The following is an 11,300-nucleotide window of genomic DNA, read 5'->3' as shown; positions in this document are numbered from 1 at the left end:
GTTTTTGGGCGGGGGCCCAAGAAGACCTCGCCGAAAACCCTGTCAAGAAGACCTAAATGACGGCTTTCCGATGAAAGGCGGACTTCATTCCCGATTTTGGCGCTGAAGCGGAGTGTTCCCGGCCGGCGCAGCGGACGGGATGGGCGCAGTGGAAAGCTGAAATCGGGGATGGTGTCCAAGACCTTTGTAGGGAAGCTCTTTTTACACAATGGAGCGACTTCCCGCCCTTTCAGCGGGCAGGCGTGGAATGGAGGAAAATGGGCTGAGCGGTCGGTGGGGAACGAATGCACTCGTTGGGCAGGGGGTTGGCGGACTTGCCCCAAAGCTGTAGCCCGGAATGTGGCTTGACCCTTTCCCGTGTTTTTACGGGATATGGCGGCCAAGTGGAACCTAGGGCGTAGGCTTTGGAGCCGTGTCCCAGATTTTTGTCAGGGAAGCGCTTTTCCCGCAATGTAGCTTTTCGCGGAATGAAGGTGAATGGGCTGAGCGGGTTGCCCAAACGAACCCAACAAATTTAGGGGACACGTTAGTGGCAGGCTCCTGAAAATGTGGCAAACCCAATCTACTTAACAAAGATATGGGGCGAGACCGCGCCAAGGGCGCTCGTTTTTTAGAAATGAACGTAGCCTCATATAACATCAAAAACATAGCAGTTTTTGATCCTGGGGGAACCATTGAAAAAGCCTATGAGACCTACCGTGACATACCCATGCCCAAAAAATGTATAAAAACCATTATGGAAAACTATCCGGAGTGGAAGGTGGCCGAGAAAATATATTGTGTGAAATGCAACAAATCCGAGAAAGCGGATAAATGGTTTACCAAAAAGCTATCGAAAGGAAGGAAGAACAAGGAGGTGGCACTGGATATGGAGGGCAACCTAATAATCTGAGCTTGATGGATAGGAAAATGGTTTTCCTTTTACTTGCTGCCGGTCTTACCTGATGTTGTGCCACTCTAACAAACGGTCCGGACAGAAAGATAACGGTACGCTCCAAAGCACCGGTTCAACTGATCTATCGCCTACATACTTTAGAGCTCAAAAGGTTTAAGGGCATACAATCAAAAACAAGCAGCGGTCAAGAGCCTCTCGGATTCGCCGTGGTAGATAATCGTAGTACCACCGCTATGGAAATTGCCTCCCAAAATTATTTTGCCTATATGCTCAACCATCCCTTTTCCGCTGGTTTGGGATTCCTTTGGGAGAAAGACGGTCCAACACGTTACGCCTATCCAGGTCATATTTACCTTGACACCAAAATATTACCATTGACCTAAGCTAAAGATGAAGTTGAGCGACAAAAAAAAGACTTGAAGCTACCGCTGTCCCTTCCATATCTCAACCATTTTTTATACCGCCCTAAACTTTGTGCGAACATTCCAAATTTCCCTTAATTAACGCCCATGATAGTCCTAAAACCACATCTCACTGGTTCTTGGGTTTTTCCTCACGTTTTACTGCCCGTCTTGGCATCCCGACGAGCGCCCTTGAACCGGCTTGTTTTGCACCGTGCCCTAAACCAATGGCACCATTTTACATTTCTTTTAGTGCAAATAACCCCTTTAACAGCGGTAGCACAGAGAACCAAGGCGGATATGGTCAATTATTTATTGCTTTGCACCAATACCGCTACCCAACCCTCGGTATTTTCGTTTTTAATGACCGATGGGCCGGTAGTAAGGGGATCCGTCACAAAAGAACCTTTGATTTTTGATGATGGAATCTGAGCATGATAGGGTCCCCGATTCTTGTTCGTAGAGGAACAGCTCCCCTATATAATCCAAACAGAATATGGCCCACGCCAACGGGACAGAGACCCGGTACAGCGAGGTGGTTTTCATTGAAAGATGCAGCTCTGTTCACTGGCAGAAATAAAGAAAGTATGCAAACAGAAACGTATGATGTATTTGTCATTGGCAGTGGCATTGCCGGAAAGACCGTGGCCGAAGCTTGCGCCAAGGAAGGACTTTCCGTGGCCCTGGCAGAAAAGCGGGAATTGGGCGGTACCTGCGCCAACCGGGGCTGTGACCCCAAAAAGGCCTTAATGGGGCCCACCGAGGTCTGGGAACAGAGCGCCAATTTGCACCAAAAGGGCGTTGCCAAAAGGCCTAAGTTGCACTGGGGCCAACTTCAGGAGTTTAAGCGAACCTTTACCGATCCCATTCCCCAACAAACAGAAGACGATCTTAATGAAAAGGGCATTGCCCTGTTCCGGGGCTCGCCCTGCTTTGTGGACGAAAACACCCTGCAAATGAATGGGAAACACATCAAGGCCCGCAATGTTGTGATTGCCACGGGCCTTGTACCGCGCAAACTGTCCATTGAAGGAAAAAAACACCTAAAAAACAGTGACGACTTTTTAAACCTCTCCCAACTTCCGGAACATATCACTTTCTTGGGCGCGGGCTACATTGCCATGGAATTTGCCCATATGGCGGCCAGGGCAGGAAGTAGGGTGAGTATTTTAGATCATGGAAAAAGACCACTGAAACATTATGACACCCGTTTGGTGAACGAGCTTGTGGAGGCCAGTGGCGCCTTGGGCATCTCCTTTGTCTTCGGGGCCAAAATCAAAACCGTGAAAAAAAAAGGAGAACGGCTTACCGTCCATTATACCACCTCCGAAGGAAATAAAACGCTGCAGACCAATATGGTGTTCAACACAACGGGCAGGGTGCCGGCCTTAAAACAATTGCAATTGAACAAGGGCAAGGTGAGCCACACGGAACAAGGCATTGAAGTGGACACCCATTTGCGCAGCACCAGTAACCCCCGCGTTTTTGCCTGCGGAGACGTGTCCCGATCGGCCAAACCCTTATCGCCCCTGGCGGGTTTTGAAGCGCAGATTGTCTTGAAAAACATTTTGGATGGCAACCATAACGTGTCCTATCCGCACATTCCCACGGTGGTCTTTACCCTGCCACAACTGGCCATGGTGGGGCCCCGGGAAAAAAAGGCCCGGAAACAATTCCCCAAACTCAAAGTTTTGCAAGACTCTGTGCCCCAATGGTACAACAATAAGCGCATCCAGGGGAAAGCCTATGCCTATAAAGTCTTGGTGGATGAAGAAACGGATACCGTGGTCGGGGCCCAGCTCTTGGGAAATGAAGCCGCGGAGACCATTAATCTATGGACCATGGCCGTCAACGCCAAAATGACCACAGAAGAATTAAAGAAAATGATATTTGCCTACCCTACCTGGGGAAGCGACATCAAAGCGATGCTGGGATGATGCCACCGTTGGGCAAGAATGTGCCACCAATTGGCAAGCTTAAGGCCTTTCCAGGGCCAATATCCCTTAGTCCCTCAAATGATGCCGTATCTGCTCAAAGGCCAAAATGCCCGTTTCCATGCGCATTAACTGGCTCATGAGCAGGCTGTGTGTATCTTCGGAGAGGTCACGCTTCAACAAAATGTGCATGTATTCCAGTGCCTTGTTATCCAAAAAACCCACATCGTTGGTGATAAAGAAAGTTTGTTCCAGACTATGAAAACCACAGTACTCCTGCCAATTCCGTAACATTTCCCCAATGCCCTCCTGGGCCGGGGCGGCTTCCATAGCGCGTAAACGCTGTTGCAGTTCGTCCACAAATGCCATGCGCTCGTGGGCGCGCTGTTCAAAAAAATGAATCAGCACAGGTTTGGTGCTCCAGTGGGCCACATTGATGTAATGGTGCATGCCAAGGCTAAAGATTTGGCTGAGCTCGTATAAATGTCTTGTTCGTTGTTGTAGGTTCATGGCAATTACGTTTAATGACCTTAAGCTAATATCATTGCGCACAATGGTATGCTCTAAAGACAACATAATTAACGGAATTCCTGTCTCCTTTTCCCTTTGGGTACCGGGTGCCCTACTTGCCCTTACTGCACAAAACGGATACGGGGGTGCAACGCACCGTATGGCCACCATACCCTGCTGCGGCCCGGACCGCACGAAACAAGATCTTGTCCGGGACGGACCTAAAGTGGGCATGGGCACAAGGGTGTTGCTCCCGGCGTGCCATACGGGTCGCATTTATATGGATTACGGCAAGGTAAGGATATGAAAACATCGTTCTTTAGGGTATTGGATGTTGATATGAAACTTTCGCTGATATACAATGTAGAGGCACTGCTTGGAAAAGTGGTGGATGACCTTATGAAAAAAAGCGGTATTTCTTATGAACTAAAAGGCACATCGACCCTAATTTTACAAAAACCCTTGCGCCTCAGTGAAAAATTGGCGCTGGAGAACGAGCTGGCACCTTATGGCCTGCAATTGGTGAACAGCCATACCAAATCCCTGGTGGACAACATCAAAACCGAGGTCAATGCCTACCTATCCAAAGAAAACGCAGCGGATTCCGGCACTTTAAGTGAGCACCTCGCCCAAACTTTGGGCTACTCCTATGCCCACCTTAGCCAGACCTTTAGGAACAACAACCACAGCACCATTGAACATTTTGTGATTTTGAAACGGATCGATCTTGCCAAAAAATTTATGGTCAGTGGAAAATACAACCTCACGGAAATTGCCTACAGGTTGGGCTTTAGCAATGTTTCCCACCTTTCAAGACAGTTCAAAAAAGAAACGGGGCTTACCCCCTCCCAATTCATGCGCATTTTGGAAACCAGAATGATGGCGTCCCAAGGGTAGTGGGTTTTCCCCGTTGGACTTTGGCACATTGCCCCTGGACGATGCCGCCTCCTTGCCCTCGCCAAAGGTAAAAATGACATCCGGTCATTCAAAACAGCGTACACGGGCAGCCCTGCTGTTCTGATTTTAACGGCAATAATGCAATGGATACCACAAAGTCCCCTTGGTCCGTTTTCTATCTTCCCTCCCTCCCATTGGTGGGAAATTGTAATGTATAATCTTAATAATGAAATGATGAAAACACAGAATTTTAAAACAATTGCCTTGTTTACCGCCTTGCTGTCATTGCTCTTCTTTTTGGCATGTGACGATGATGACGATGTGGTCATTGTACCGCCGGACAGCACCAGGAACATTGTGCAAATAGCCCAGAACGATGCCAACTTGAGCAGTTTGGTGCAAGCCTTGCAAAAAGCAGAGTTGGTGGGCATCTTAGCGGGAGATGACGTCTATACCGTTTTGGCCCCCACCAATGATGCCTTTGATGATTTTTTGATGGAAAATGGTTTTGGCACCTTGGACGATGTGCCCAAGGAATTGTTGCGCCAGGTACTGTTAAACCACGTGGTGGAGGGCATTTTGCTGAGCAACGCGGACACCGGCTATTACAGCACCATGGCCACTGCCGATGCCGCCCCGGACGACGGAAAAATGGCCCTGTTCTACAACCAGGAAGATGGAGCCGTGTTCAACGGGGAATCTGAGATCATTGGAGGCGCTGCCAATATCGAGGCCAGCAACGGATACATTCATTTGGTGGATGAGGTGGTATCCCTGCCCACCGTGGCCGATTTCATTGAAGCCGACCCCTTGTTCGAGGTTCTGGAAGACCAACTTGATGCCGATGGCCAGCCAGATTTTGATGCCATCTTGGCCACACCCGTTGGCGGCGATACAGCACCCTTTACCGTTTTTGCGCCGGTGAACGATGCATTTGCCCTCTTGGACGGGGCGCCCACGGGAGATAACCTTACGGCCGTGCTGCGCCACCACGTGATCCCCAACAACAACCTGGTTTATGACGCCATTACCAATGGAATGGATTCGCCGGCCACCTTGGAAGGCAACGTGCTCAGCTTTCAGCGCATAGGAAGCTTGGTGGGCATTACCGATGGAGCGGGGAACTCCAATGCAGAAGTGATATTGGATTTGGCCAACCTGCAGGCCAACAATGGCGTGGTGCACGGAGTGGACCGCGTACTGTTGCCCTAGCGGGCCACAAAACAGTCCGTATTGGGCATGTCCCTTGCGGATCATGGAGCTCAATGGCCCGGTTCTGCCACACCAAAGATGTGGTTTGGCCGGGCCAAGGCATGTTTCGGTACCCCAGCAACGTATCCTTGGCGAACCTAGGATTCCTTCAACCGCTCTCCAAAAGATTAATGACATTAAAAAAGAACAAAAAGATAATGGTTGCCAAGGCCAGCACCGTGGGCAGGGGAAGGTTCCTATAATTGGGGGCAATGCGAAACACCTTGTCTTTTTGCCCGGTACGGGGATTCTTGTACCGAAAGCGCAATAGGGCGGCATTGACCATTCCAAAAACAATGAAGATAAAGATGTTGCTGATGGAGGCCACCACTTTTAGATCGCCAATGAGCCCAAACAGAATGGTAACCACGGTTATGGCCAAAATGGCCCAATTGGGCGCATTTCCAATACCCGAAATGGTGGTAAACTTTCGCAGCCAGGGTATTTCACTGTCCCGGGCCACATCGTACAACAGTCTGGACGTTCCCAGAATATTGCTCAAGATGGTCTTGCTGGTGGCAAAAAGGGCCACCACGGCCAGCACCGTGCCACCAATGGCGCCCCATTGGGACTCCAGAACGGCCGATAGGGGCCCATTGGCACGCGAAAGACCATCGCTGCCCATGACACTTACCGCACCAACGGCAATGAGCACATAAAAGACCATTACGATGCCGCCACTGTACAAAATGGCCCGTGGCATGTTCTTTTTGGGCTCTTTTGTCTCCTCTGCCAATTTTACCAAATCCTCAAAGCCCACATAACTGAAAAAGATAAGGGCAGCGCCGGCAAAAATGCCGCCCCACCCCTGTTGCGGCAATTGCAGCAGATCTTCGTTGCCCCAAGCGGGCACACTGAAACCTATGACCACGAGCAAACCCAGAATGGTGATTATCGTGGCCACCGCATTGTAGCGCGAACTGTGCTTGGAACCAAAGATGTTGAACGCCGCCATCACCAGAATGACCCCTATCATGGTGCTCCACCGGGGCCAGGGCAATAGCCTACCAAAATATTCTGAAAAGCTTATGGCAATGGCCGCTGCCGCCACAATGCCCGTAAAGGTCATAAAAATGGACATGAACAGGGCCGTTTTGGGACCAATGCCCTTTTTAATGTACTCATAACTGCCACCGGCATCGGGAAAGTGGCTCACAAACTCTGCATAGGAAAGGGCGGTGAGCATGGCCGTCCCGGAGGCCAGGGCAAAACTCAGCCAGAGCATATTGCCGCCAAGGCCGGCCGCCTGACCGATTATGGCATAGATACCGGCCCCAACTATGCCGCCCACCCCGAACATGAGCACGTCCCAAAACCCCAAGTGTCGTTTCAACTGTCTTTTGGCCATCCTTCCTTTTTTTTATCGATGCGAACAAGATACCTCTCAAAAAGAATGGGCAACGCCCGTAATCGTTCTATCGCTAACGCAATCACTGGAAACCCGTGGCCACACCGATCCATTTGTTCCATAGCATTGTGGCACAGGCATAGCGTCAATAAAAAGAGGCATCGCACCCAAAAAAACCATCTTTCCTACTTATTTTTTGGAACCAAAAAAATCCAAAAAATGAAAACACGTGCTAAAATGAAAACACTTTCTCAAAAACACCTGAAACAAATGGCCCTTTTTGCCGTGGTGCTCACTTTGGGCTGCGGCGAGCAAAAAAAAGAAAATACCCCTACCGTGGCCAACGAGGTACAGGAGTCTTTGTCCCTGAGCGCCCCAAATGCGCCGGATACAACATCAGATATGAAGAACGTGGTGGATGTGGTCATGTCCCAAGTGGCTCTTTCAACACTGGAGAAGGGCCTAAAATCCACCCAACTGGTGGCGCCCTTGCAAGATATGGGTGCCCTTACGTTGTTTGCCCCAACCAATGCCGCCTTCGGTGCCCTCCCGGAGGAAAAGGTGCGGGATCTGATGAAGCCCCAAGGAAAGGCCGAACTAACGGACCTCCTGAAATATCATGTGCTGAAAGGTACGTACGATACGGCGACCCTTCTTGAAAAAGTAAGGGAAAACAACGGTTCGCTTGCCTTGGAAACCCTACAAGGCACCCGTATCCATATTGTTTTAAAAGACAATCGGTTAATGCTCAGGGATGAGATGGAAGCGCCGGCCTACATTGAGATGCCCAACATGCAAGCCCAAAAAGGCGTGGTACACGGCATTGACAAGGTACTTTTCCCCAACTTCTAACCCTTTTCAACCCCTGGACCACCCGGTGAAAAGCATAAGGCCCAAAATACCGATCGCACCAAAAAATGATGGTATCGCAGCACGCAGGGCTCCCCCACAAAGGAAAAAAATAGAGGTGAGTAGATCAATACGGATTAATTGAACAGGGTAATTGTTTGATTCCTATATGATGAATGGTTTTTTCGGTTGTCAGTTCAAGCGCCCGCCTACCGAACGGGCAGACAGTCGAGAACCATTGGCCAGACAAAGGGGGCTTCGACCGGCTGTCTCGACTACAATTCAGGCGGGCGCCCAGCCTGACATTTTGGCTATCAACTCGATCTAAAATAGGCAACCATCTACTGACCTCAAAAAAACATTTGAAAAGCACGTTAAATTTTGATTTGATATGAATTTTAAAATCCATAATCTTGCCCACCAGCTCTCACAGCTACTGCCCCTCTTGATGGTCATATCCCTGCTGGGCGCATGCCAATCGGGCGATAAAAAAGGGAATCGGGCATCGTCTTCAAAAGAGACTGTACCGGAAGTGAAAAACCGTGGATCAAAGGAAGGAACTGTTGATGAAGATATGGCGCCCGCGCACGCTAGGCGCAAGCACATTCCGAACATAACGGGAAATGGCACCACGGGGGGCAATATGAACATCCTTAACGAAACTACGGACTCACGGCCGCAGGGCAAGCCCTCATTGGCAACAAGGAAGGATGCCCTGAACCTTAGCCCAGAACAAGAGCGGGAAATACAGAACGCCCTGAACAAATTGGCGTCCCGGGCGGGCGCGGGCACCCCGGGCAGGGCCCAAAAAACGGTGGACAAACAAAAAGATTCCGTTTACAAGTTATTCTTGACCGCGAAGCAGTGGGAAACCTACCGTGACCAAAAGTGACAGGCCGGAAACCGCGGCCCCTGGCCTTGTGCTCCAAGCCATACCTCGTGCTTTCGTGATCATCCATACAAAAACGTACCGGCCCAAAACCAGAGCTGTACGGACCCAGATTCCAATTCACCGAATCTAAGACGTTAATACCCTGTGCATAGCACTTATTTCCCAGCAAGGCAGGGTAAAAATTTTAACGTGCATTCTTTTGTGCTTGCGCCCCCGCCCTTAGCCTTACCTCATCATATCACTCCTTTTTAAAAGTAAACCTATCGATTTTATTGGTAAAAATCCGCTACTTTTAGAACAAATTCGTTAACACAGCGGGCAAGGTATCATCCATCATGGCCCGGCCTTTCGGTGACCATGGCATCCATACAGATCAACAAGACCAGTGCCCTCCAGACCTTGAACACCATTTGCGATGTTTTGCAAGGCAAGCTGAGCACCGGGATGCGCTCTGCCGAAATGCTTTTGAACAATTCCCTTGGCAAAGGCAGAATTTTGGCCCTGGAATTTCCCGAAATCTCATGTCTTTGCTACGACATTCAATTTAATGAGGAGATCGGTTACGAGATTCGGGAAACGGAACATCGGCATCTCTATTTCATCTACGTCCTTGCCGGCCACTTCCTCCATAAACAACAGCACGAAGAGCATCATCATACCATACGGCCCAACCAGAACATTATCAGTGAGGTCCCGGAAAACGGCATCACCCAAGTGGCATTTCCCAAAGATGTGCACCTGCGGTTTGTGGCCATCAACGTAAACCACCGGTCAGCGAGTGGGCGCATCGGAAGTTACCTCCAAGAGCTGGGCGGGCAAATGGTGGCTGCCCTGTCTGCCAGAAATGCAGATCAACGGCTGCATTATGTAGGGCAACCCAGTTTCAAGGCCATGGACATAATCACATCCCTGCGGGGGCTGGATGCGCACACCGCCATGGGAAGCATACAAGCGGAAAGCGCCATTCTGGCCCTTTTGGCGGCGCAGTTGGAAGAGCATCGCAACCACCTCGACCCTGAACCAAAATTACCGCTGTACGCCCAGGACTTAAAAAAATTGCAACATGCGGTGGAACATATCCATGGCCATCTTGGCCAAAAACATAGCGTACAGCAGCTGTCCAAACGGGTGGGACTTTCCCCAAAAAAGCTTCAATTTCTGTTCCGTTCCATGTTCGCTACCACGGTTGTTAAATATATAAATGATCTAAGATTGGAAAAAAGCAGGGAATTGTTGTTGCAGCGCCACTTGAACATCTCCGAAGTGGCCCAAACCCTTGGGTTTGCCAACGGCAGTTACTTTAACAAGATGTTCAAACAAAGATTTGGGGAGAGCCCCTTGGCCTTCAAGAGAAAAAACCAGGGATGAGCAAGAAACAGCATTTTTTGTACGCTCCCCTTCCAGTGGTCAAAAAGCAGCGTTCCATCGTGGTTTTTTAGCGCAAAACCAGATGCCATCCGCTTAAAATCTTCAAAAAGGGGCCAGAATGCCTTATTCTACAAAAGTTTGTCCCTTTTTATGTTAATTTTGATGTTGTCAATTCGCAATGATTGTATTACTTTTCCTCCAAATAGGCAAAGGTTGAAAGATTTGGGCCTTTTTATAAATTCAAAATCGCTGAGGTACTGAGTGAAATAAGCATAGTAGGAAACATAAGTTGGTAATGGTACAGGGCCAGGAAATGTTTAAATAAACGGGGGATTATGAAAAAACATTTTTTTAGGGTGATGCTGGTTGATGACGATGAAGATGACAGGTTTCTCTTCAGTGAGGCATTTGAGACCTTGGAGGTAAAATCCGAGCTCCAGATGTGCCATAACGGCCAGGAATTCATAGACCACTTGGAAAACAATCCTGAGCAGCTTCCGGAAATTGTTTTTCTGGACCTTAACATGCCCATTAAAAATGGCTTGGAGTGCTTGCGCTATTTGAAACAACATAGCAAATACAACGATATTTTCGTGGCCATCTATTCCACCTCCTCCGCTGAAAAGGATATGGAAGATACCCTGTTGGCGGGGGCCAACATCTACATACAAAAACCCAATAATTTCCAAACCTTGAGAAGTGTCATTGACCGGGCCATGAAAACCTGCTATCAGTATGCCACCTCCCAACTGGACAGACACAGTTTTTTGCTGAAACTGTAAAGTTTGTCCCAACCGTAGCCGGCTTTCTTGACCCCTTATGGACGCAACCGCCCGGCTGTGGAAATGTTCAGCTAAATTCAACATACGTGCAATGAATACTGGTATTTATGCAGTGGAAATTCAATGCAGCCGCCGTTTCCCGAATACCCTTTCCAGATGGGCGCGCTGCGCTC

10 protein-coding genes are annotated in these 11,300 nt (G+C 49.2%); 8 read left to right on the top strand and 2 right to left on the bottom strand.

From position 1 onward, the window contains the following. Window positions 1–616: 616 nt before the first annotated feature. Together ACKWCC_RS16310 and ACKWCC_RS16305 are read left to right on the top strand one after the other, a co-directional pair. A complete protein-coding gene (locus ACKWCC_RS16310; RefSeq protein ID WP_413997031.1) occupies window positions 617–892 on the top strand; it encodes a hypothetical protein in 276 nt (91 codons plus the stop codon). A gap of 991 nt (window positions 893–1,883) precedes the next feature. Continuing rightward, window positions 1,884–3,233: a dihydrolipoyl dehydrogenase family protein gene (locus tag ACKWCC_RS16305; RefSeq protein ID WP_413997030.1), complete on the top strand. Its 1,350-nt coding sequence runs from the start codon at window positions 1,884–1,886 to the stop codon at window positions 3,231–3,233. 66 nt (window positions 3,234–3,299) lie between these two features. On the opposite strand, the gene ACKWCC_RS16300 is transcribed toward ACKWCC_RS16305, so the two are convergent. Continuing rightward, window positions 3,300–3,740, bottom strand: coding sequence for a hypothetical protein (locus tag ACKWCC_RS16300; RefSeq protein ID WP_413997029.1), 441 nt, complete (start codon window positions 3,738–3,740; stop codon window positions 3,300–3,302). 303 nt (window positions 3,741–4,043) lie between these two features. On the opposite strand from ACKWCC_RS16300, the gene ACKWCC_RS16295 reads away from it, so the two are divergent. Continuing rightward, entirely contained in the window at window positions 4,044–4,637 is a 594-nt protein-coding gene (locus tag ACKWCC_RS16295) for an AraC family transcriptional regulator (protein ID WP_413997028.1), read from the top strand. Window positions 4,638–4,871: 234 nt separating this feature from the next. Then, complete coding sequence (locus ACKWCC_RS16290; RefSeq protein WP_413997027.1) at window positions 4,872–5,849, top strand: fasciclin domain-containing protein; 978 nt, start codon at window positions 4,872–4,874, stop codon at window positions 5,847–5,849. Window positions 5,850–5,997: 148 nt separating this feature from the next. Here the strand turns inward: ACKWCC_RS16290 and ACKWCC_RS16285 are convergent, their stop codons facing one another. Then, on the bottom strand, window positions 5,998–7,236 hold the full coding sequence (locus tag ACKWCC_RS16285; protein WP_413997026.1) for an APC family permease: 1,239 nt from the start codon (window positions 7,234–7,236) through the stop codon (window positions 5,998–6,000). A gap of 237 nt (window positions 7,237–7,473) precedes the next feature. Here ACKWCC_RS16285 and ACKWCC_RS16280 point away from each other — a divergent pair, with 237 nt between their 5' ends. The 4 genes from ACKWCC_RS16280 (at window position 7,474) to ACKWCC_RS16265 (ending at window position 11,127) form a co-directional block, all read left to right on the top strand. After that, window positions 7,474–8,088: a fasciclin domain-containing protein gene (locus tag ACKWCC_RS16280; RefSeq protein ID WP_413997025.1), complete on the top strand. Its 615-nt coding sequence runs from the start codon at window positions 7,474–7,476 to the stop codon at window positions 8,086–8,088. Window positions 8,089–8,476: 388 nt separating this feature from the next. Beyond that, entirely contained in the window at window positions 8,477–8,977 is a 501-nt protein-coding gene (locus ACKWCC_RS16275) for a hypothetical protein (RefSeq protein WP_413997024.1), read from the top strand. Between the two features lie 357 nt (window positions 8,978–9,334). Then, complete coding sequence (locus tag ACKWCC_RS16270) at window positions 9,335–10,345, top strand: helix-turn-helix transcriptional regulator (RefSeq protein WP_413997023.1); 1,011 nt, start codon at window positions 9,335–9,337, stop codon at window positions 10,343–10,345. Between the two features lie 335 nt (window positions 10,346–10,680). Continuing rightward, window positions 10,681–11,127: a response regulator gene (locus tag ACKWCC_RS16265; protein WP_413997022.1), complete on the top strand. Its 447-nt coding sequence runs from the start codon at window positions 10,681–10,683 to the stop codon at window positions 11,125–11,127. Window positions 11,128–11,300: the final 173 nt, after the last annotated feature.

It is taken from the genome of Maribacter aquimarinus (genome assembly GCF_047345505.1).
Classification (GTDB): Bacteria; Bacteroidota; Bacteroidia; order Flavobacteriales; family Flavobacteriaceae; genus Maribacter.
Note: the sequence above shows the minus strand (reverse complement) of the source record. Positions and strands in the feature narration are given on the sequence as shown.

Bases quoted from the DNA above. Each gene is read 5' to 3' on its own strand.
- ACKWCC_RS16310 (WP_413997031.1), top strand. From the start codon at position 617: ATGAACGTAGCCTCATATAACATCAAAAACATAGCAGTTTTTGATCCT.
- ACKWCC_RS16305 (WP_413997030.1), top strand. From the start codon at position 1,884: ATGCAAACAGAAACGTATGATGTATTTGTCATTGGCAGTGGCATTGCC.
- ACKWCC_RS16300 (WP_413997029.1), bottom strand. From the start codon at position 3,740: ATGAACCTACAACAACGAACAAGACATTTATACGAGCTCAGCCAAATC.
- ACKWCC_RS16295 (WP_413997028.1), top strand. From the start codon at position 4,044: ATGAAAACATCGTTCTTTAGGGTATTGGATGTTGATATGAAACTTTCG.
- ACKWCC_RS16290 (WP_413997027.1), top strand. From the start codon at position 4,872: ATGAAAACACAGAATTTTAAAACAATTGCCTTGTTTACCGCCTTGCTG.
- ACKWCC_RS16285 (WP_413997026.1), bottom strand. From the start codon at position 7,236: ATGGCCAAAAGACAGTTGAAACGACACTTGGGGTTTTGGGACGTGCTC.
- ACKWCC_RS16280 (WP_413997025.1), top strand. From the start codon at position 7,474: ATGAAAACACTTTCTCAAAAACACCTGAAACAAATGGCCCTTTTTGCC.
- ACKWCC_RS16275 (WP_413997024.1), top strand. From the start codon at position 8,477: ATGAATTTTAAAATCCATAATCTTGCCCACCAGCTCTCACAGCTACTG.
- ACKWCC_RS16270 (WP_413997023.1), top strand. From the start codon at position 9,335: ATGGCATCCATACAGATCAACAAGACCAGTGCCCTCCAGACCTTGAAC.
- ACKWCC_RS16265 (WP_413997022.1), top strand. From the start codon at position 10,681: ATGAAAAAACATTTTTTTAGGGTGATGCTGGTTGATGACGATGAAGAT.